Genomic DNA, 20,203 nt, shown 5'->3' with positions numbered 1-20,203 from the left:
CAGGAGTCATTGGTGGATTCAAACGACGTCCAGGCAGACCTCAAGCACGTTCTCTACACCAAGGAACAGATCCAGCAACGGATCACCGAACTCGCTGCCGAGATCGACAGGGACTATGAAGGCCGGGAAATCCTCATCGTCGGCGTGCTCAAGGGTGCAGTGATGGTCATGGCCGACCTTGCCCGCGCGCTCCACAGCCACATTTCCATGGACTGGATGGCTGTTTCCTCCTACGGCTCCGGCACCCAGTCATCGGGAGTAGTACGTATCCTCAAGGACCTGGACACCGACCTGATGGGGAAGGACGTCCTGATTGTTGAAGACATCATCGACTCGGGCCTCACGCTGTCCTGGCTGAAGACCAACCTGGAATCGCGCGGCACGGCATCGGTGGAAATCTGCACCGCCTTCCGCAAGCCCACGGCCGCGAAGGTCCAGATCGACGTCAAGTACGTCGGCTACGACATCCCCAACGAGTTCGTGGTCGGCTATGGCCTGGACTACGCCGAGAAATACCGCAACCTGGACTTCGTCGGCACCCTGGCGCCGCACGTCTACGAGTAATCTGCGCCTCCCAGGCTCCGGCCATGGCCGTGCCCCGCTACGCCCAGAGGGAACTTTTAAGCGACACCGTGCGTGATTCACTCCGAACGGTGTAAAGCTAGAAGCTGACGCAGCACCACACGCGCGCAGATCACTCGCCGTGCAGGACTACCAGGAGGGACGGGGCCAGCCCCGAACAGATGAAAGCTAAGAGTTTCTTCAAGGGCCCGGGCATCTGGATCGTTGTCGTAATCGGCATGCTCCTCGTGGCTTTTGCAACGCTGGCTCCCGGCGGCGCGGCAAGGATCGACACGGACAAGGGCCTGGGCCTCCTTGCCGACGGCAAGGTTGAGCAGGCCAGGATCTTCGACGGCGAAAACCGTGTGGACCTCACGCTCAAGGACGATCTCCAGATAAACGGCCAGGACAAGGGCAAGAGCGTCCAGTTCTTCTTCGTGGACGCCCGCGCCGTGGACGTGGTCAAGGCCGTCACGGACGCCAAGCCCGCCAGCGGCTACACGGACCAGCCTATTGAAAGCAACTGGTTCTCAGGCCTGCTTTCCCTTCTGATCCCCGTCATCCTGCTCGGCGCGCTGTTCTGGTTCCTCATGACCCGGATGCAGGGCGGCGGCTCCAAGATCATGCAGTTCGGCAAGTCCAAGGCCAAGATGGTCAACAAGGACATGCCGCAGGTGACGTTTGTTGATGTTGCCGGTGCGGACGAAGCGGTTGAGGAGCTCCAGGAGATCAAGGAGTTCCTGCAGGAACCGGCGAAGTTCCAGGCTGTGGGCGCCAAGATCCCGAAAGGCGTGCTGCTCTACGGCCCTCCCGGAACCGGCAAGACCCTCCTGGCCCGTGCTGTCGCCGGCGAGGCGGGCGTGCCCTTCTTCTCCATCTCCGGCTCCGACTTCGTCGAAATGTTCGTCGGTGTGGGCGCCTCCCGCGTCCGCGACCTCTTCGAGCAGGCCAAGGCCAACTCGCCCGCCATCATCTTTGTGGACGAGATCGACGCCGTCGGCCGTCACCGCGGTGCCGGGATCGGCGGCGGCAACGACGAACGCGAACAGACCCTCAACCAGCTCCTGGTTGAAATGGATGGCTTCGACGTCAAAACCAACGTCATCCTGATCGCAGCCACCAACCGTCCCGACGTCCTGGACCCCGCACTGCTGCGCCCCGGGCGTTTTGACCGCCAGATCTCCGTCGAGGCCCCTGACCTGATCGGCCGCGACCAGATCCTGCAGGTACATGCCAAGGGCAAGCCCATGGCCTCGGGAGTTGACCTGAAGGCCGTGGCCAAGAAGACCCCCGGCTACACCGGCGCCGACCTTGCCAACGTCCTGAACGAGGCAGCGCTGCTGACCGCCCGCTCCAACGCCAACCTCATCGACGACCGCGCCCTGGACGAGGCCATCGACCGCGTCATGGCCGGACCGCAGAAGCGCAGCCGGGTCATGAAGGAGCACGAGCGCAAGATCACCGCGTACCACGAAGGTGGACACGCCTTGGTGGCTGCGGCCCTGCGGAACTCTGCACCGGTCACCAAGATCACCATCCTGCCCCGCGGCCGTGCCCTGGGCTACACCATGGTGGTGCCGGACAACGACAAGTACTCCATAACACGCAACGAGCTGCTGGACCAGATGGCCTACGCTATGGGCGGCCGGGTGGCGGAGGAGATCGTGTTCCACGACCCCTCCACCGGCGCTTCCAACGACATCGAAAAGGCCACCGCCACGGCCCGGAAGATGGTCACTGAATACGGCATGAGCGAACGCGTGGGGGCCGTACGCCTTGGCCAGGGCGGCGGCGAGCCGTTCCTTGGCCGCGACGCCGGCCACGAGCGCAACTACTCCGACCAGATCGCCTATGTGGTGGACGAGGAAGTACGCCGGCTGATCGACCAGGCGCACGATGAGGCCTACGCCATCCTCACCGAGAACCGCGACGTCCTGGACATGCTTGCCCTCGAGCTCCTGGAACGCGAAACCCTTAACCAGGCCGAGATCGCATCCATCTTCTCGGACATCCGCAAGCGCGACTTCCGCGAAGTCTGGCTCTCGAAGGAAACCAGGCCCGTCCAAAAGGAAGGCCCGGTGGAGTCACGCCAGGAAAGGGCAGAACGGGAAGCCCAGCAGGAAGCCACGGAAGCGCGGCTCGAGGAGCCGCTGGACGCCCAGCCGCCGCACCCGCAGGGTGTTCCGGAGGACGTGCCGTTCCAGGGGGGCATCCCCGACTCGGGGCCAGACGTCCTCCACGGCTAAGCTTCTTCTGTGACTCACTTCGACGACGACGACGCTCCCTCCTACGCCGGATCATCGGCGGAGGACGGATCCCACGCCAAGAAACACCCGAAAGTGGACCGTCCCCGGATCGAGGCAGCGGTGCGCGAGATCCTGCTCGCCATCGGCGAGGACCCGGACCGCGGCGGCCTCCAGGAGACGCCGCGCCGGGTGGCCAAGGCTTACGCCGAGGTGTTCGCCGGGCTGCATCACGACCCGGCGGATGTCCTGTCCACCACGTTCGACCTTGACCACGAGGAACTGGTCCTGGTCAAGGACATCCCCTTCTATTCCACCTGCGAGCACCACCTGGTGCCGTTCCACGGGGTTGCCCACGTGGGCTACATCCCCTCACATGACGGTAAAGTGACCGGGCTCAGCAAGCTGGCACGCCTTGTGGACATCTACGCCCGGCGCCCCCAGGTGCAGGAACGGCTCACTACGGAGATCGTCGAAGCGCTGGTCAAGCACCTCAAGCCCCGCGGCGCGATTGTCGTCGTCGAATGCGAACACATGTGCATGTCCATGCGCGGTGTCCGCAAGCCCGGAGCTAAGACCGTTACCAGCGCGGTACGCGGGCAACTTCATGACCCGGCCACCCGCGCCGAAGCCATGAGCCTCATCATCGGAAGGTAATTATCAGACCATGGACTCATTAGCTGCAGCCCCGGGAACCGGGCCCGCAACGTCCCCGCTGCCCATCCTGCGTAAACCGCGGCCGGCCGCAAAGTTCGAAGACCTGCCCACGGACCGCACTTTGGTGATGGGCATCCTGAACGTCACACCGGATTCCTTCAGCGACGGCGGCAAGCACCCAACCGCGGACACGGCCATCGCGGCCGGGCTGCGGATGTTCTATGCGGGAGCCGACATCATCGATGTCGGGGGCGAATCGACACGTCCCGGTGCGGAGGATGTCAGCCCCGAGGAAGAGCAGCGCCGGGTACTGCCCGTCATCGAGGCGCTGGTGAAGGCAGGCGCCCTGGTCAGCATTGACACCACGCATGCCTCTACGGCTTCCGCCGCTCTGCACGCCGGCGCCGCCATCATCAATGACGTCTCGGGCATCAGCATCGAGCCGGAGATGGCCGAGCTCGTCGCGACGTCCGGGGTGCCCTACATCCTCACGCACCGGCGGGGGGATGCCCGCACCATGAATTCGCTTGCCGAATACCAGGATGTTGCCGCTGAGGTGGTGGCCGAACTCGCCGGCGTCCGGGACAAGCTCTACGCCGCCGGGGTGAACCGCGAGCAGATCATCGTGGACCCCGGCCTGGGCTTCGCCAAGAACGACGACCAGAACTGGGAGCTGCTGCAGGGCCTGGAGAAGTTGGACAGCCTGGGGCACAAGGTCCTGGTGGGCGCGTCACGCAAACGCTTCCTGGGCACGCTGCTCACGGTTGCCGGCAAGTCTGCCGTACCGGAGGAGCGGGACGCCGCAACCGCGGCGATCACTGCCATCAGCGCTTTCCGCGGCGCCTGGGCCGTCCGCGTCCACGACGTCGGCCCCAACCTTGACGCCGTCAAGGTCGCCTCGCGCATCGCGGCCGTACGCATTTCCCACTAGGGCCGGGGGACCCATGGACAGGATCACGCTGAGCGGCGTCACCGCCGTCGGCCATCACGGCGTGTTCGATTTTGAGCGCCGTGAAGGCCAGCCATTTATTGTGGACGCCGAGCTGCACCTGGACTTCGCCAAGGCGGCGGAATCCGACGACGTCCGGGACACGGCGCACTACGGCGAGGTGGCGGAGCGTATCAAGGACTGGATCACGGGCCCTCCGCTGAACCTGATCGAGGGGCTTGCCGTTCGAATCGCCGACGACCTGCTCAGCACATTCCGGATCCAGGCTGTAGACGTCACCGTTCACAAGCCCAAGGCGCCGATCGAAGTGCCGTTCGGTGACGTGGCCGTCAGCGTGCATCGCGCCCGGAAGGACGGGCAGGGAGTATGACCACGGGCTACACCAGGGCTGTGCTGGCTCTCGGCAGCAATCTGGGCGAACGCAACGACACACTGTCCGAGGCCGTTGCGGACCTCGTGGATCCGCCGGAGGTCCGGCTGCTGGCCGTTTCCCCCGTGGTGCAGACCAAGGCTGTGGGCGGCCCCGCCGGCCAGCCCGACTTCCTGAACATGGTCGTGACCGTGGAAACGTCGCTGCCCCCGCTGAAGCTGCTGGAGCACTGCCAGTCCGTGGAAAACAAGCATCACCGTGTCCGCGATGTCCGCTGGGGGCCGCGGACGCTCGACGTCGACATCATCGTCTACGGCGACCTCGTCAGCGATGACCCGGTGCTGACTCTGCCCCATCCACGCGCCGCCACCCGTGCTTTCGTGCTGTATCCGTGGTCCCTGATCGAGCCCGCGGCCACGCTGAACGGGGAACGCATCAGCTCCCTTGCCACCCGCGCCGCCGATTTTGGTGACCTAGCGCCGTTCGATGGTTTTGGTGACTTTGACGGCGTCCCGACTGCCGGGGCGGTTGAGTAGCTTATGAAGCCGATCAATCCGCTGAGGCTCATGCTCATCGGCCTCGTACTGGCCGTCGCCGGCTGGGCCGCGACCGCCATTACCAACCGGTTCAGCATGGCCACACCGGTCCTGCCTGCCACGGCGTTGGCCACCATGGCCGTCATCGTGGCCATCACACTGGTCCTTGGCATCAGGGTCCTGAGGTGGCGCAACAGCAACCGCGACAGCAGCAAGAAGAAAACAGCCCTCGACCCCATCCTGGCGGCACGGACGCTCGTGCTGGCCCAGGCGTGCGCCTATGCCGGAACCGTCCTGCTGGGCTGGCACACCGGCATCTTCCTGGACCAGTTGCGGGTCTGGAGCCTGCGCAGCGACCAGGGGATCACGTTACTGGCCCTGGCGATGGCCAGCGGCGGCCTGGCCATGATCGTGGTCGGTCTGCTGGTGGAGCGCTTCTGCAAGATTCCCCCGGAGGACGGCGAAACTCCGCCCGGCGAGGGTCAGCCCGGCCGGGGTGCACGGGGCGAAGCCGCAGGGGAAGGCGAATATGCCTACCGAGGCGATTGATCCGCCAGGCATCACCTGGCAGCGTGTCTCGCCCAAGTACGTCACGGTGGGCCTTGTGGAGTGGGCGCTGGGTAACCTGGTGGCCGTGCTGGTCCTCAGCCTGCCGCTCATCCTGGTTCTTGCCGGCTGGTGGGTGTGGCCGCCGCTGTGGCTGGCGGTCACAGTCCCCGCGGTGATGCTGGCCCTGGCCATCTGGCGCCTCCTGCTGATCCCGAGGCAGGTGCGCGCCATCGGCTATGCCGAGCGCGACGATGACCTGCTGATCCGCACCGGCATCTTCTTCCAGCGCACCATGGCCGTTCCCTACGGCCGGATGCAGTACGTGGACATAGCGGTGGGGCCAGTGGAACGCGCCCTGGGCCTATGCACCCTCAAGCTGCACACCGCTTCGCCCGGAACGAACGCACTGATCCCCGGCCTGCCCGCCGCGGAGGGGGCGCGCCTGCGTGAGCAGCTCTCAGCCCGCGGTGAAGCCAGGCTGGCAGGACTGTGACAGCCGAGGGCACTCCTTCGGATCGGGCACGACTGCCGGCATCGCAACCAGGACCCCCAGTTTCACCCCCGGCCTCGCCGGAAGCGCCAGACGGCGAGTGGTTGCGCGTGCATCCCGCGTCACCGTTTGTGCGCGGCTGGGTGGCGCTAGCCGCCATCGGCTACTTCTTCGGGCGGGACATCTTCGAACGGATGCTCCAGGGCAGGCCAGTCCTGGAAAACGGCTTCGCCGGCCGTGTGCCATGGCTCATTGCCGGCGGCGCAATAGTGCTTCTGATCGCGGTGCTCGGTTTCATCCTGACCTGGTACTTCACCAAGTACCAGGTTTCCGAAGGCTACGTCCGGGTCAACACAGGCTTCGTGTTCCGGCAGCAGCGCCAGGCCCGGCTGGACAGGGTCCAAGCTATCGACATCGTGCAGCCCCTGCTGGCCAGGATCTTTGGCCTGGCCGAGCTCAAGTTCGAAGTGGCGGACGCGGGCGAATCTGCCGTCCGGCTTGCCTACCTTCGGATGGACGATGCCCGGCAGCTTCGGGCAACCATCCTGGCCCGGGCTGCCGGAGTGGTGCAAAGCTCAGGCCGTCCCGAGGGGGCAGCACCCGAAGCGCCGGAATACGCAGTGCTTTCCGTGCCGCCGTCGCGCCTTTTCGGCTCGTTGCTGCTCAGCGAGCAGAGCTTCTTAGTAGTGCTGGGCGGTATTGCGTCGGTGGTCCTGTCCGCCGTGACCGAGAACCGCAGCTTCTATTTCTACCTGATTCCGGCTGTGCTGGGCCTTGCCGCCAGCTACTGGCAGTCCTTCAACAAGGGCTACAACTTCACAGCGGCTATTTCGCCTGACGGGATCCGGCTGCGCTATGGACTCCTGGATACCCAGGCCCAGACACTGCCGCCAGGCCGCATCCAGGCGCTGAAAGTGGTGCAGCCGCCGCTGTGGCGGATTTTTGGCTGGTACCGGATCCAAGTGAACGTGGCCGGCTACGGGGCTGCTGGAAACAACGGTGAGGCGGCTTCCCGCACCACGCTGCTGCCTGTGGGTAAACTGCCGGACGTGATGACGATGCTTTCGCTGGTACTGCCTGACCCCGGAACCCGGGAGCCCGGAAAGGTTTTTGCGGCCGGGTTGGCCGGCTTGGATTCCGACGGCGGCTTTGTCACCACGCCCCGCCGCGGGAGGCTGCTGGCCCCGCTGGGGTGGCGGCGTAACGGGTTCGCCGCCACTGACACGGCGCTGCTGATCCGCTCGGGCCGCTGGTGGCGTCAACTGGTGATGGTGCCGCATCAGCGGACTCAATCCATCGCCCTGCACCAGGGGCCGCTGGCGCGGCGGTTCCGGCTGGTGGACCTTGTGCTCCACACCACTGCCGGTCCGGTCCAGCCCCGGCTGATCCAGGCGGACCTGGACGAAGCCAGGGCTTTGTTTGACGAACAGTCGGCCCGTGCACGCCTGGCCCGAAAGCGGCAGACCAGCGAACAGTGGCTGGCACAGCTGGACCCCGGCCAGGTGGAGCGGCCCAGGGAGACCATCCCGACTACTACTCCAGTTCAGGAAGGCCAGCAGGATGGCTAAGCCCGGACGCCTCGGCGTCGGAATCATTGGCGCCGGCAAAGTGGGCGCCGTCCTGGGCGCGGCATTACGAGCCGCGGAGCACGCCGTCGTCGGGGTTTCCGCCCTGTCCGAATCCAGCCGCGAGCGGGCCGAAGCCCTGCTTCCCGGTGTGCCCGTCATGGAGGTCCAGGACATCGTGGAGCGCTCGGAACTGGTGCTCCTGGCGGTTCCGGACGACGCCCTCGCCGGACTGGTGCAGGGCCTGGCAAAACTTGGGGCCTGGCAGCCGGGACAGCTCGTGGCCCACACGTCGGGGAGGTTCGGTGTAGGCGTCCTGTACCCGGTCCGGGCGGCCGGATCCGTGCCCCTGGCGCTGCACCCGGCCATGACCTTCACCGGCATGAGCCTGGACCTCACCCGGCTGCTGGACTGTACCTTCGGGGTCACGGCCGATGCTGCGATGCTGCCTATCGCCCAGGCGCTGGTCGTGGAGATGGGGGGCGAGCCCGTCGCCATCGCCGAGGGCGACCGGACACTCTACCACGCGGCCCTGGCCCACGGATCCAACCACCTGGTCACCCTGGTGGCGCAGGCCTCCCAGCTGTTGCGGGATGTAGGCGTTGAATCACCGGAACGGATGCTGGGGCCGTTGCTGCGCGCAACACTGGAGAACGCGCTTGCCTCCGGCGAATCGGCGCTGACCGGGCCGGTGGCCCGCGGGGATGTGGGAACGGTGGCGGCCCATGCCGAGGCCTTGCGTGAGTACGATGCCGGTTCCCAGGGAGACGTGCTCGAGGCGTATCTCGCGATGGCCCGGGCCACGGCCCGGCGGGCAGAAGGCCGCGGCCTGTTGAAACCGGGCCAGCTCGAGGCCGTCCGCGAGGCCTTGGAGCCGGACGGAAACCATGTCGGCGGACAGGACGCTGAACAGGACGGCGGAGACGGCGTCGAGCAGGACGTCCAACATGACGGCGGGCCGCAGGCCCCGGAAGGACACTAAAGATGCCCATCAAACTGGTGACCACGGCGACGGAACTGCGGGCAGAGAGCGCGCGCCTGCTGACGCAGAAGCAGGGTGTGTCGCAGGGTCTGGTTCCGACCATGGGTGCACTTCACGAAGGCCACGCGCAGCTGGCGCGCACCGCCGCCGAACAGAATGATGTGGTGGTTGCGTCCATCTTTGTTAATCCGCTTCAATTCGGTGATGCGGTGGATCTTGACCGCTACCCCCGCACCCTCGACGCCGACCTGGCCCTGCTGGAGGAGCAGGGGGTGGACCTGGCGTTTGCCCCCTCGGTGGAGGAGGTCTATCCCGGCGGGGAGCCGATGGTCCGAGTGACTGCGGGACGGCTGGGGGAGAAGTGGGAGGGTGCATCGCGGCCCGGGCACTTCGATGGCGCCCTCACGGTCGTGGCCAAACTGCTGCACTTCGGCATGCCGGGGGCAGGGTTGCAGGCCGGCGGTGCGTTTGTTTCGGGCAGCGCCGGTGGCCTGCCGGCTTACCGGGCCTATTTCGGCCAGAAGGATGCCCAGCAGTTGGCGCTGGTTCGTCGCATGGTGGCCGACCTGAACTTTCCGGTGGAGATCGTTGCCGTACCAACAGTCCGCTCCAGCGAGGGCCTGGCATTGTCCAGTCGCAACCGGTTCCTCACTCAGGAGCAGTCCGAAGCGGCGCTGGTGCTGTCCCGCGCGCTCAGTCTTCTCGAGGAGCGTGCCAATGCCCACGAGCCGCTGGACCTCGAGTCGGCCGAGGAACTGGTGGCGTCACAGCCGCTGGTCGAGGTGGACTACTTCGACGTCGTGGATCCGCGCACGCTCGAGCCACTGGCCGAAAACTGTAAGGAGACCCCGTTCCGCGGCGAGGGCCTGGCAATCATTGCGGCCAAGGTAGGCCCGGTCCGGCTGATAGACAACGTGCCCCTGAATTCGTGAATTCCTCGTTCCTGAATGGTGTCACGTGCTGCGGGCTCATCGCGTTGACGTTTTTGCGGACTACTTTTGGCTGACTAGTAGTTGGCTGACTAGTGCGGGACGGCCAGACTGAGCCGCTCCACGCCGTGCATGGCGTCAGCTGCCCGGACCAGGGCCAGATGGGAAAAGGCCTGCGGGAAGTTACCTGCCATCCGCCGTTCCTCCGTCGCATATTCCTCGCTCAGCAGGCCAAGCTCATTGCAGAACCCCACCAGTGTGTCCATGAGCTCCCTTGCTTCATCCTTCCGGTTAGAACGGGCGTACTGCTCGACCAGCCAAAAGGAGCAGGCAAGGAAGGGGTGCTCCCCCGGTTCAAGCCCGTCGACGCCTGTCTCGGTGCGGTAGCGCAGCAGAAGACCATGCCCGGTGAGTAATTCCTTTTCGAGCTGTGCCACGGTGCCGAGCATCAAGGGGTCGTCGTACGCGAGGAAACCAACCTGTGGCATGGCCAACAGTGCAGCGTCCGTCTGGCGGCCGCCGTAGGTCTGCGTGAAGGAGTTGAGCTCCTGGTTGAAGCCCCTGTCCATGATTTCGGACCGCAGGCGCCGCCGCAGTTCGTCCCAGTGTTCCGCCGGCCCCGGCAGCCCATGGTCCCGGACGCCCCGGACGCCGCAATCGAAGGCCGCCCACATCATGACCCTGGAATGCGTGAAGTACTGTGCTGAGCCCCGCATCTCCCACAGGCCGAAGTCCATGTCATCAAAGTGTTTCTCCACAAATCCAAGCAGGGCCCGCTGAAGCGCCCAGGAGAACGCGTCCTCTTTGCCACCGGCGAGGCGCAGCCGCTCAAGCGCCACCATCACTTCGCCCACGACGTCGGCCTGGTACTGGGAGACCGCCGCGTTGCCGATCCGGACAGGTCTGGCGTCCTGATAGCCGGGAAGGTGGGTGAGCACCGTCTCCGGCAGGTCGCGTTCACCGGCGACGCCGTACATGATCTGGACGTCTTCCGGGTCGCCGGCCAGCGCTCGAAGCAGCCAGTTGCGCCACTGGAGGGCCTCAAATTCGTAACCATGGGTCAGCATTGACTCAAGCGTCAGCGCGGCATCGCGGAGCCAGCAATAGCGGTAGTCCCAGTTCCGCGAACCGCCGAATTCCTCCGGCAAGGAGGTGGTCGGAGCGGCGACGATACCTCCTGTTTCGTAGTGCGTAAGGGCCCGGAGCACCAGCAGCGACCGTTTGACCGCCTCCCCGTAGATTCCGCCCTGGCGGTAGTTGCCAGCCCACCGGTTCCAATAGCTCACGGTCTCCCTGAGAGCTGCGTCAAAATCGATCTGGGGCGGGGCCTCGCGGTATGAAGGAAACCAGGTCAGCTCGAACTCGACGGTCTCGCCCGGCGAAACTGAGAACTTCCCAAGGTGCATTCGGCCATGCGCTTCGGGCAACCGACGGCTATGAAGGGCCCAGGCATCCGGCCCGGCCATGGCTACCAGCGAGTCCCCGCTGCCGGGCGCAGTGGTTTTCCGCATGCGGCTCATCCACGGTGTTAGTGCCCCATACTGCGGGCGGATGATCAGTTCCTGGTGCACCGGAACGGTCCCGCTGAGGCCTGTCACACGTCGCAAAAGGGAGGATCGGCCTTGTCCGGGCGGCATCAGGTCCGTCACAAGAATCCGGCCGCCCGAGGTTTGCCAGGTAGTCTCCAAAACGAAGGTCGACTCCGCGTACTGACGATGTACCACCATGGCGTCTGGTTCGACTGGTGCGAGTAGCCACCGGCCGTGGTCTTCGTTGCCGAGGAGCGCCCCGAAGACGGACGGTGAGTCAAAGCGGGGGAAGCAGAGCCAATCCACACTCCCGTGCCGGGAGATCAGTGCCCCGGTCGCGAGGTCTGACAGGAGTGCGTAATCCTCTATGGGTTCCGCCATGCTCCTAGATAAGCACAACATTCGGTGCCGCGGCAGTGGCCAGCGAGTCCTTGTTTTTGGGAAGCAGGAGATGTTCCAGGTTTCGAGAAGCAATATCTGCCGGCCGCCGGTAATCGGGTTCTACGGGCAACAGAGCAAGCTGCCTCTCGGCTGATTAAATATGCCTTGACGCTCCTTGTGTTAGCGCTCACACTTAAGGGAGTTAGCGCTAACACCTCTCAATTCTTGAGGTGCAAGCTCGAAACAACTCATCTGAACCTGAGGAAACGGCCTGAAATGACCCGCGAAGAAGCTTATTCTCGATGCCCTGCGGACTCGTACGTGGAGTACTACGGCAGCCAGTGGCTGATCGTCCCATTCGAGCCCGTTCAGCAGCCCGGCTTCTTTGTCTGCCACCCTGGTGAACAGGCTGTTTACGTCTGACGGCTTACGTCCGACACCAAACCAGGCATGTGTGATCCTCAATCACCGTTGACCCTCCGAAGTCACAGCCTCCCGCATTTTCAGCCTTAGCCACACAAAGGCAATCTCAATACCTCACGACATCGAGTGCAATTTCCCGAGGCACTGCTCTAGGAAGCTCCGTAGCGCCGTCCGTGGGTACTGCTCGCGCAAGCTTCGTCACAGCCGGGCGCAGTCCAAAGGTGCGTGGATAAAGAGCGTGCGTGGATGACCTTCAGTCAGCGGGGGAACTCCGGGCGGCCCCGGACCCTTATGTAGGTCGCGATCATTCCCTGACTCTGGGTCTTCGATCAGCTCGACGCACAGGAGCTCGAAGTTCATTCGGCCACTGGGGTGGTTCCCAGTCTTGTTGTTCGCTTTGGTAGTGGCGTCCGGTGGGTGAGGTCCAGCCTGGTGGTTTGTTTTTGGTGGCTTGGGTTGGTTTCCAGGCGGTGGTGTGTCGGAGTTTGTGGTGTTTGCGGCAGGGTTGGCCGAGGTTGCTGATGCCGGTGGTGCCGCCGTGGGCCCAGGCGAGGCGGTGGTCTGCTTCGTTGTCCAGGGAGTGGTTGTTGCAGCCGGGGAAGGGGCATTTGCCATCCCGCATGCGAAGCCATTGCCGCATGGCTGTGGGGATGCGGTAGCTGGTGCGGCCGATTTCCAGGGGTGCGCCGTCGCGGGGGTCGGTCAGGACCCGGTGGAAGGAGTCGGCACCGTCGGCGACGAGCTTGCGGGCCATTGAGGCAGGGATGGGGCCGTAGCCGTCCAGGGTGGCGGGCTCATCAGTCAGACCCATCAGGGCGAACACCGGGACGGTGACCAGGACCTGGGCTTTAGGTGAGGCCACCCCGGCGGTGGTTGTTGTGCCGGTCGAGGTGCCGCCTGCATTGGTGCCAGCACTGCTGCCAGTGGCCGTGGTGCCAGCTGTGGTGCCGGCAGTAATGCCAGCGGTGCTGATGCCAGGCATGCTGCCGCTGCCGGTGGTGGTGCCTTCCAGGAACCAGGCCGCTATGGTGTCGGCGCGCAGCTGGGTCGGGGTCCTGCCCTCGTCCGGGCCCTGCAGGGCCCGCGCTGCGGTGGTGGTCCGGTCCCAGATCCCGGCCGCGGTGTCCGCGGGCAGGTAGGCCGAGAGCCAGGCCATGCCGTCCCGGTCCGGGGTAAATTCGACCCTCCGGTCGGCGACGCTCTTGGTGTGGCGGGTCTCGATGCTTTCGGCGTGGTGGCGCTCGCGCCAGGTCCGCGCTTTGGCACGGAACCGGGTCGGGACCAGCTCCCCGGCCGGACAGCTGCGGGAAGCGCCGGGCGCCTCCGCCTCCACGTTCAGCAGTCAGGTGCCAGGAAATGCGCCTCCAGTGCCGCTGCCCTGGCCGCGTCAATGCCAGTGGTTTCATCGACCACGACCCGGGCGTGCTGCCAGGAGATCGACCCGTCCTGCAACGCGGCCAGCGTCAAAGGAAGGGTACTGGTCAGGGCGTGGGAGTCGGCAAGGAGGGCACTGGCGTCACCTTCGCTCACTGTCAGGACACACGCGACCTCCGCGACCACGGCCATCTCCTGGGCGGTGTGCTCCTGCGGCGAAGCGGGCGGCGGCGCCATGGCCTGGGTTGCGCGGGTGAACCCGGCCGCGGCATGAACCACCAGGGCGGCCGTTGCGGCCTGCAACCTGGCGGACTCCGCCAGGGTGTCCAGCCAGTCGTCAGCCTCCTGCCGCAGAAGATCACACTCGCCGGCACCCTCACCCGCACTTGCAGAGCCACGGCCGCCGGGGACGATCTCAGCAAGCGCAGCAACGGAGGCCCTGAAGACCTCCAACGCCTCGGCCGCGGCTCTGCTTCCCATACCCCTACTCTCCCAAAGGGGTACGACGGTAATGATGGAAGCCCGCAGGCTCTTGCCGTTAGCTTTGCTCAACGCGGTAAATGCTCAGCTTGCTTATTAGTTGGGGCTTTTCTAGGCTGGATGGTGCCAGACAAACAACTCTCGAAGCGGGGCACTGCCGCGAGCCACGAGCGGGCCGGCCCCGCAGTGCAGAAGGAGGAAAAATGTCAGAGCGCACTATCGCAGGCAAGAAAGTCGCTTTCCTGCTGACCGAAGGGGTGGAGCAGGTAGAACTCACCAGCCCGTGGCAGGCCGTGAAGGACGCCGGCGGAGAGCCCACGCTGGTGGCGCCGTCGAGCGGGCGGCTGCAGGCTTTCAACGGCACTGACAAGGGCGATACCTTCAATGTGGACCTCACCGTAGCGGAAGCCGACGCCGCCGACTTCGACGCCCTGGTGCTACCCGGTGGCGTGGTGAATGCGGACCACCTCCGGGTGGACAAGGACGCGCAGGACTTCGCGCGGAAATTCTTCGAGCAGCACAAACCCGTGGCCTCCATCTGCCACGGACCATGGCTGCTGATCGACGCCGGCGTGGTCCGCGGCCGGAACGTCACGTCCTACCACACGCTCCAGACCGACCTGAAGAACGCCGGGGCCAACTGGACGGACGAGGAAGTTGTGGTGGACCAGGGGCTGGTCACCAGTCGCAGCCCCAAGGACCTTCCCGCCTTCAACGGCAAGCTGGTCGAGGAAGTCTCCGAAGGCCTCCACGCCGGGCAGACCGCCTAGGCAACTGACAGCATAGTCAGCTGACCGCGTACGCAAGGGGTCCCCTCAAGGAGAAGAAAAAAACCCGTGCGAAGGAATTACTCCAAGCGGTAGAGTGTTGGAACCTGCAGCGCCGAAGCCGCGCACAATCTCGCACTCCTTGGGGGGACACCTATGTCCACAGAAGTATCTTCGAATGCTCACGGTGAGCCCGTGAAGTCTGCCGGGGTGAAGCCGTCCGCGCCGGAGAAGATGTCCCGCGAATCGGTGACCATCATCGCCACGCTTCTGGTGGCCACGTTCGTGGTGATCCTGAACGAAACCATCATGAACGTCGCCCTCCAGCGGCTCATGGTGGACCTCCGCGTCGACGCGCCCACGGTGCAGTGGCTGTCCACTGGCTTCATGCTCACCATGGCCGTGGTCATCCCCACCACCGGTTTCATCCTGCAGAGCTTGTCCACCCGTGCCGTGTTCATGCTGGCCATGGGACTCTTCGCCGGAGGTACCGCCTTGGCCGCCGCAGCCCCGGGCTTTGAGCTCCTGCTCCTGGCCAGGATCATCCAGGCCGGCGGCACGGCCATCATGCTTCCGCTGCTCATGACCACCATCCTCACCCTGGTGCCTGTGGCCAGGCGGGGGGCCGTCATGGGCAATGTCAGCATTGCCATCTCGGTGGCCCCGGCCATGGGACCGACGGTTTCCGGCCTGATCCTGGAGCACTTCACGTGGCGCTTCATGTTCGTGTTCGTCCTGCCGGTTGCACTGGCAGCGTTCGCCATCGGGGCCAAATATCTGACCAACGTGGGCGAAACGGAGAAGGCCAAGCTCGACCTCCTCTCGGTGGCCCTCACCATTCCTGCCTTCGGCGGTGTGGTGTACGGCCTCAGCCAGATCGGCGGCGGGGCAGGCGGCCAGGGCGGGCCCAACACCATGGCAATAGTCGCACTGGTCATCGGGATAGCCTGCCTGGCCGTGTTTGTCTTCCGCCAGCTCCGGCTGCAGAAGGGGGAGGCGCCGCTGCTCGACCTTCGGGCGTTCAACTTCCGCATGTTCACGGTCTCTGTGCTGCTGATGGTCGTGGCGATGATGGCCCTGTTCGGCGGCGTGATCCTGCTGCCGCTTTACCTGCAGGAGATCCGCGGCCTGCATTCCCTGGAGACAGGGCTTGCCCTTCTGCCCGGCGGCCTTGCCATGGGCCTGTTGGGTCCCGTCATCGGGCGCATCTTTGACAAGGTCGGTCCGCTGCCCCTGACCGTGTCCGGTTCGGTCCTGATGGTGCTGGCGCTGTGGCAGTTTTCCATGCTCGACGCCGGCACTCCCGTCTGGTGGATCATCATCCTTCACGTCGGGCTGAGTTTCGGACTGGCGCTGCTGTTCACGCCGGCATTCACTACCGGCCTGAACCCGTTGCCGCCGCACCTCTACTCGCACGGCTCGGCCATCATGAGCACTACCCAGCAGGTTGCCGGTGCCGCCGGGACCGCGCTGCTGGTGTCCATCTTCGCCGTGGTCTCTGCCGCCTCAGGACTCGTCGCCGGGATGAGTGCGGCGTTCCTGACCGCAACTGTGATAGCCCTTGCCGCCGTCGTGCTTTCCGCGATGATGCGCAAGACGCAAGGCACCGCACCCGCCCACTAGCCCCACCAGGTAGCAGCAGGTGTCGTTCCGGGCCCCCAGAACGACACCTGCAGCTACTTACATGGTGGTCAGCCGGCGTAAAAGTCCCTGAGTTCGTTGATGAGCTTATCCGGGGCGCGGAGGACGCCGTCGTGCCCCAGCCCCGGCAGGATGGTGTAGCTGGAGCCTGATAGGACGTCGTGGATCTGGCCGCAGGCCACGCCGAAGTAGGCCGGGCTCTTCTCGCCGACCACGATCAGGGTTTCCAGCGGCAGTTCCAGGAACGGCTCGGCCGGCATGTCGGCAGCGATAATCGCCTTGATTTCCCGCACCCCCGTACGCATCAGCTCCCGCATCTGCTTGCCCATGGAGGTGCCCGCCGTGAGCTTGTTGGCGATGGTAAGCATGGACAGCGGCATCCGGGAGAAAGCCCCTCCGGTCTCCAGGCCCTTGATCAGGACGGCGAGGGCGCGGTCGTCGTCCCCGGCTGCCGTCGCGCGTTCGTATTCGGCGGTCCAGTCCGCCTTGACGCTGCCGTTCACGGAGACCGCCGGGTCATAGACCGCAAGCCTCTCCACGGGAAGCGTGCGGGCCGCGTGCAGGGCAACCGCACCGCCGAAGCTATGCCCGAAAACATCCGTGCTGGACGTGTGCTTCATTACAGCGTCGAGGTCCCGGATGTCCACATCCAGCGTGTAGTCCTCCGGCTGGGGTGAGGAGGATCCGCGGCCGCGCCGGTTGAATGTGTGCACGGGGCGGCCCAGGGCGGCGCTGAGTTTTTGCGCAAACTTGGTGTAGTCGGCAGCGGTCACCATGGAAGGCGGGACAACCACCACGCCGGAGCCGGCCGATGCCAGCTCAGCGCCTGTGGAGAAGAGCTCCAGCGTGCCGCCGTCGGGGGTCCTGATGTTCTCGCGCGTCATGTTCCGAGCCTATCCGAGGTACCTGCGTACTGGCAGCACGAAAGCGGTTCGCGGGATGGAAGTCGCAGGTTGGAAGTCGCACCATAGAAGTCACTGTCGGCTGGTTGGATGGGGGAGCGCAACAGGCGGAATCTATCGCCGCCGCCCCAGCCGCGGGGCCGGGCTGCCTGTGCCGTTGATGAACCGGGCGATCCTGACCGCCAGGCCTTTGCCCGGGCGGATGGGGCCCTCATGGAGTTGCCCCGGTACGATCGCGAACTCGATGGACGGCACGGCAGCGGCCAACTGCCGGCCCGTCTCTGCGAAGTACGCCGGGCTCCACCCGCCGCTGAGCATCAGGATCGGCGTGGTGAGGCGGGTGAAATCGTCCAGTTCGGCGTCGGCGTCCAGCACCGCCCGCATCTCGGCGACTGCGGTGGGCAGCAGCTGCCGCATTTCCGCTCCCACGTTGGTTCTTGCGGAAAGGATGCTCAGCATCCGCAGCGCACCAAGTGGCAGGTAGGAAACCGGGCCGGCAGTTGTCAGGCCCTGGACCAGGTGCGCCCACGCGCGGTTGAGCTGCCCTGCTGTGACGGCATCCTCGAGTTCCGGCCGCCACCGCTGCTTGAGGCTGCCGGAGAGTGAAACCGCGGCGTCGTAAGTCACCAGCCGGCCCATCGCGACAGTACGGGCGGCCTGTAAAGCAACGAACCCGCCATAGCTATGCGCCACCACGTCCGTGGAGCCGGTTTCCCGCATGACTGTTGCGAGGTCGCTGATTTCGGTTTCCACCGAGTAAGCGTCGGGCTGCGGCGTGGAACCTGCCCGGCCGCGGCGGTTGTAGCAGTGCACCGGCCGGCCCAGCAGGACGCTGAGCTTCCGGGCAAAAGGCCGGTACAGGGCGTCCGTCACCAAAGTTCCGTGGATGACGACGACGCCGGGTGGTCCCGACGTCGTCCGCTCCCTGTCTGCTGAGGTGCTGTCCGCTGGAGTGCTGTCTGTTGAGATGCCGGCAGCCTTGGAGGCCAGCGCCGACGACAACGTGGACGACACCGGGGAGGCCGTGGCCGCTGCGGTGAGGAACGAGTGCACCGCCAGGCGCCCGCCGTCGTCCGTTTCAAGTGTCCACGTCTCCACAGCCCGAGTCTAAGCCCGGAGACCGCCGGAAGCCGGTGACCGTAAGTCCCGGTAAACTTGGGGATTGTGACTTCCCAAAACACCCCCGCCCCCAAGAATGCCCCTGAGCCGCTCGACGCCAGCGAGCAGATGCGCATCCGGATGGAAAAGCGCGCCAGGCTTCTCGAACGCGGAACCGAGGCATACCCGGTGGGTGTGGAGCGCACGCATTCCCTGACCGAGATCCGCGAAAAGTACTCCCACCTCGAGGCTGACGACACCACGGGTGACATCGTGGGTGTCACAGGCCGGGTGGTGTTTGTCCGCAACACCGGCAAGCTATGCTTTGCCACCCTGCAGGAAGGCGGAACGGACGGCAAGGGAACCAGGCTGCAGGCCATGCTGAGCCTCGCCAACGTCGGCGAAGAAGCGCTCGCGGACTGGAAGGCGCTGGTTGACCTGGGCGACCATGTGTTCATCAGGGGCGAGGTCATCTCCTCCCGCCGCGGTGAACTCTCCGTCATGGCCGACTCCTGGTCCATGGCATCCAAGGCCCTGCGTCCGCTGCCGGTGCTGCATGCGGAACTGAACGAGGAAACCCGGGTCAGGCAGCGCTACGTGGACCTCATGGTGCGCGACGAGGCCCGGGAAATGGTCTACACCCGGGCAGCGATCACCCGCTCCATCCGCGAAACGCTCTTCCGCCACAACTATGTGGAAGTCGAGACCCCCATCTTGCAGCTGGTCCACGGCGGCGCACTGGCACGGCCCTTCGAGACGCATATGAACGCGTTCGACCAGAAGATGACCCTTCGCATCGCCACGGAGCTCTACCTCAAACGTGCCGTGGTGGGCGGGATCGACCGCGTCTACGACATGGGCCGCGTGTTCCGCAACGAAGGCGTGGACTCCACCCACAGCCCCGAATTCACCACCCTTGAATGCTATGAAGCCTGGGCTGACCAGTTCATCATGGCGGAACGCATCAAGGAGATTATCCTGGACGCCGCGGATGCAGTGGGTGCCGGCCGCACCCTGCAGACCGACGCCGGGGAGATCAACCTCGACGGCGACTGGGCCTGGCTTTCGGTCTACCCCGGACTTTCCGACGCCGTCGGCCAGGAAGTCACCCCTGACACCCCGGTCGAGGTGCTGCGCGAAATCGCGGAAAAGCATGAGGTCAAGGCAGACCCAAAATGGGACGCCGAGAAACTGGCCGTGGAACTGTTCGGTGAGATCGTGGAGCCCACCCTGCTGAACCCCACCTTTGTCTACGACTACCCGCCATCTGCCCAGCCGCTGGCCCGCCCGCACCGGAAGGACGGCCGGCTGATCGAAGCCTGGGACCTCATCATCGGCGGCATGGAGCGCGGCACGGCCTTCTCCGAACTGATCGACCCCGTCATCCAGCGCGAGCGTCTGACCGAGCAGTCCCGGCATGCAGCCGCGGGCGATGACGAAGCCATGCAGCTGGACGAGGACTTCCTCCGGGCCCTCGAGTACGGTGCCCCTCCCATGGGCGGCATCGGCCTGGGCATCGACAGGTTGGTCATGCTGTTCACAGGCGCCGGCATCAGGGAGACCATCCTCTTTCCGCTCCTTAAGCCTGAAGGGCACTAACCATGGAATATGTCGCCGTACTCCTCCCGTCGATTGTGGTGGGCCTGCTTTTCTGGTTCGCGATGAAATCGATCTTCAATGCCGATAAGGCCGAACGGCAGGCGGAAGCCCGGGCCCAGGCCGAGGCAGATGCTCGCAAGGCAGAGCCATTCAACGGCACCGCCTCGGATTGAGATAA

At 65.2% G+C, this 20,203-nt stretch carries 19 protein-coding genes and 1 pseudogene; 16 read left to right on the top strand and 4 right to left on the bottom strand.

Going from position 1 to position 20,203, the window contains the following annotated elements; translation table 11 throughout:
• Positions 1-12 precede the first annotated feature (12 nt).
• The 11 genes from hpt to QFZ40_RS18730 all read left to right on the top strand — a co-directional run bounded on the left by hpt (position 13) and on the right by QFZ40_RS18730 (position 9,834).
• Complete coding sequence (gene hpt, locus QFZ40_RS18780) at positions 13-564, top strand: hypoxanthine phosphoribosyltransferase (RefSeq protein WP_306906217.1); 552 nt, start codon at positions 13-15, stop codon at positions 562-564.
• A gap of 179 nt (positions 565-743) precedes the next feature.
• A complete protein-coding gene (gene ftsH, locus QFZ40_RS18775) occupies positions 744-2,807 on the top strand; it encodes an ATP-dependent zinc metalloprotease FtsH (protein ID WP_306906216.1) in 2,064 nt (687 codons plus the stop codon).
• Positions 2,808-2,816: 9 nt separating this feature from the next.
• The gene (gene folE, locus QFZ40_RS18770; RefSeq protein ID WP_306906215.1) at positions 2,817-3,461 is read left to right on the top strand and encodes a GTP cyclohydrolase I FolE; all 645 of its coding nucleotides are present in this window, start codon (positions 2,817-2,819) and stop codon (positions 3,459-3,461) included.
• 10 nt (positions 3,462-3,471) lie between these two features.
• A complete protein-coding gene (gene folP, locus QFZ40_RS18765) occupies positions 3,472-4,392 on the top strand; it encodes a dihydropteroate synthase (protein WP_306906214.1) in 921 nt (306 codons plus the stop codon).
• A 13-nt stretch (positions 4,393-4,405) separates the two neighbouring features.
• Positions 4,406-4,780: a dihydroneopterin aldolase gene (gene folB, locus QFZ40_RS18760; protein ID WP_306906213.1), complete on the top strand. Its 375-nt coding sequence runs from the start codon at positions 4,406-4,408 to the stop codon at positions 4,778-4,780.
• Positions 4,777-5,316, top strand: coding sequence for a 2-amino-4-hydroxy-6-hydroxymethyldihydropteridine diphosphokinase (gene folK / locus QFZ40_RS18755; protein ID WP_306906211.1), 540 nt, complete (start codon positions 4,777-4,779; stop codon positions 5,314-5,316). The genes folB and folK overlap by 4 nt, the downstream gene beginning before the upstream one ends.
• Positions 5,317-5,319: 3 nt before the next feature.
• Positions 5,320-5,865 carry a DUF3180 domain-containing protein gene (locus QFZ40_RS18750; RefSeq protein WP_306906209.1) on the top strand — a complete coding sequence of 182 codons (546 nt, stop codon included), beginning with the start codon at positions 5,320-5,322 and terminating at the stop codon, positions 5,863-5,865.
• Positions 5,846-6,358 (top strand): PH domain-containing protein, encoded by a 513-nt coding sequence (locus tag QFZ40_RS18745; RefSeq protein WP_306906208.1) that lies wholly within the window; start codon positions 5,846-5,848, stop codon positions 6,356-6,358. The genes QFZ40_RS18750 and QFZ40_RS18745 overlap by 20 nt, the downstream gene beginning before the upstream one ends.
• 32 nt (positions 6,359-6,390) lie before the next feature.
• The gene (locus tag QFZ40_RS18740; RefSeq protein WP_306906995.1) at positions 6,391-7,923 is read left to right on the top strand and encodes a PH domain-containing protein; all 1,533 of its coding nucleotides are present in this window, start codon (positions 6,391-6,393) and stop codon (positions 7,921-7,923) included.
• On the top strand, positions 7,916-8,902 hold the full coding sequence (locus tag QFZ40_RS18735; RefSeq protein WP_306906207.1) for a Rossmann-like and DUF2520 domain-containing protein: 987 nt from the start codon (positions 7,916-7,918) through the stop codon (positions 8,900-8,902). Before QFZ40_RS18740 ends, QFZ40_RS18735 begins: the two co-directional genes overlap by 8 nt.
• A gap of 2 nt (positions 8,903-8,904) precedes the next feature.
• Entirely contained in the window at positions 8,905-9,834 is a 930-nt protein-coding gene (locus QFZ40_RS18730; RefSeq protein ID WP_306906206.1) for a 4-phosphopantoate--beta-alanine ligase, read from the top strand.
• An 89-nt stretch (positions 9,835-9,923) separates the two neighbouring features.
• On the opposite strand, the gene QFZ40_RS18725 is transcribed toward QFZ40_RS18730, so the two are convergent.
• Positions 9,924-11,741, bottom strand: a complete 1,818-nt coding sequence (locus QFZ40_RS18725) for a glycoside hydrolase family 15 protein (RefSeq protein WP_306906204.1) — start codon at positions 11,739-11,741, stop codon at positions 9,924-9,926.
• A gap of 276 nt (positions 11,742-12,017) precedes the next feature.
• Between QFZ40_RS18725 and QFZ40_RS18720 the strand changes: the two genes are divergently transcribed.
• Positions 12,018-12,164, top strand: coding sequence for a hypothetical protein (locus QFZ40_RS18720; protein ID WP_306906202.1), 147 nt, complete (start codon positions 12,018-12,020; stop codon positions 12,162-12,164).
• 304 nt (positions 12,165-12,468) lie between these two features.
• Here the strand turns inward: QFZ40_RS18720 and QFZ40_RS18715 are convergent.
• Positions 12,469-14,018, bottom strand: a pseudogene (locus QFZ40_RS18715) (DUF222 domain-containing protein).
• Positions 14,019-14,221: 203 nt separating this feature from the next.
• Between QFZ40_RS18715 and QFZ40_RS18710 the strand changes: the two are divergent.
• Positions 14,222-14,788 (top strand): type 1 glutamine amidotransferase domain-containing protein, encoded by a 567-nt coding sequence (locus tag QFZ40_RS18710; RefSeq protein ID WP_306906200.1) that lies wholly within the window; start codon positions 14,222-14,224, stop codon positions 14,786-14,788.
• 153 nt (positions 14,789-14,941) lie between these two features.
• Positions 14,942-16,408, top strand: coding sequence for a DHA2 family efflux MFS transporter permease subunit (locus QFZ40_RS18705; RefSeq protein ID WP_306906197.1), 1,467 nt, complete (start codon positions 14,942-14,944; stop codon positions 16,406-16,408).
• A gap of 68 nt (positions 16,409-16,476) precedes the next feature.
• Here QFZ40_RS18705 and QFZ40_RS18700 read toward each other — a convergent pair whose 3' ends face one another.
• A complete protein-coding gene (locus tag QFZ40_RS18700; RefSeq protein ID WP_306906195.1) occupies positions 16,477-17,310 on the bottom strand; it encodes an alpha/beta fold hydrolase in 834 nt (277 codons plus the stop codon).
• A 132-nt stretch (positions 17,311-17,442) separates the two neighbouring features.
• Positions 17,443-18,426, bottom strand: a complete 984-nt coding sequence (locus tag QFZ40_RS18695; RefSeq protein WP_306906194.1) for an alpha/beta fold hydrolase — start codon at positions 18,424-18,426, stop codon at positions 17,443-17,445.
• Between the two features lie 66 nt (positions 18,427-18,492).
• Here QFZ40_RS18695 and lysS point away from each other — a divergent pair, with 66 nt between their 5' ends.
• Entirely contained in the window at positions 18,493-20,025 is a 1,533-nt protein-coding gene (gene lysS, locus QFZ40_RS18690; RefSeq protein ID WP_306906192.1) for a lysine--tRNA ligase, read from the top strand.
• Between the two features lie 2 nt (positions 20,026-20,027).
• Positions 20,028-20,198 (top strand): hypothetical protein, encoded by a 171-nt coding sequence (locus QFZ40_RS18685; protein ID WP_306906189.1) that lies wholly within the window; start codon positions 20,028-20,030, stop codon positions 20,196-20,198.
• The last annotated feature ends 5 nt before the right edge of the window (positions 20,199-20,203 follow it).

The sequence above is a fragment of the Arthrobacter pascens genome (genome assembly GCF_030816475.1).
In the GTDB taxonomy this organism is placed as follows: Bacteria; Actinomycetota; Actinomycetes; order Actinomycetales; family Micrococcaceae; genus Arthrobacter; species Arthrobacter pascens_B.
The sequence above is the reverse complement of the archived record's forward strand: the minus strand, read 5'-3'. Positions and strand labels throughout refer to the sequence as shown.

Bases quoted from the DNA above. Each gene is read 5' to 3' on its own strand.
- QFZ40_RS18745 (WP_306906208.1), top strand. From the start codon at position 5,846: ATGCCTACCGAGGCGATTGATCCGCCAGGCATCACCTGGCAGCGTGTC.
- QFZ40_RS18725 (WP_306906204.1), bottom strand. From the start codon at position 11,741: ATGGCGGAACCCATAGAGGATTACGCACTCCTGTCAGACCTCGCGACC.
- QFZ40_RS18730 (WP_306906206.1), top strand. From the start codon at position 8,905: ATGCCCATCAAACTGGTGACCACGGCGACGGAACTGCGGGCAGAGAGC.
- folB (WP_306906213.1), top strand. From the start codon at position 4,406: ATGGACAGGATCACGCTGAGCGGCGTCACCGCCGTCGGCCATCACGGC.
- QFZ40_RS18750 (WP_306906209.1), top strand. From the start codon at position 5,320: ATGAAGCCGATCAATCCGCTGAGGCTCATGCTCATCGGCCTCGTACTG.
- QFZ40_RS18705 (WP_306906197.1), top strand. From the start codon at position 14,942: ATGTCCACAGAAGTATCTTCGAATGCTCACGGTGAGCCCGTGAAGTCT.
- QFZ40_RS18700 (WP_306906195.1), bottom strand. From the start codon at position 17,310: ATGACGCGCGAGAACATCAGGACCCCCGACGGCGGCACGCTGGAGCTC.
- ftsH (WP_306906216.1), top strand. From the start codon at position 744: ATGAAAGCTAAGAGTTTCTTCAAGGGCCCGGGCATCTGGATCGTTGTC.
- folP (WP_306906214.1), top strand. From the start codon at position 3,472: ATGGACTCATTAGCTGCAGCCCCGGGAACCGGGCCCGCAACGTCCCCG.
- QFZ40_RS18710 (WP_306906200.1), top strand. From the start codon at position 14,222: ATGTCAGAGCGCACTATCGCAGGCAAGAAAGTCGCTTTCCTGCTGACC.
- folK (WP_306906211.1), top strand. From the start codon at position 4,777: ATGACCACGGGCTACACCAGGGCTGTGCTGGCTCTCGGCAGCAATCTG.
- QFZ40_RS18685 (WP_306906189.1), top strand. From the start codon at position 20,028: ATGGAATATGTCGCCGTACTCCTCCCGTCGATTGTGGTGGGCCTGCTT.
- QFZ40_RS18720 (WP_306906202.1), top strand. From the start codon at position 12,018: ATGACCCGCGAAGAAGCTTATTCTCGATGCCCTGCGGACTCGTACGTG.
- QFZ40_RS18735 (WP_306906207.1), top strand. From the start codon at position 7,916: ATGGCTAAGCCCGGACGCCTCGGCGTCGGAATCATTGGCGCCGGCAAA.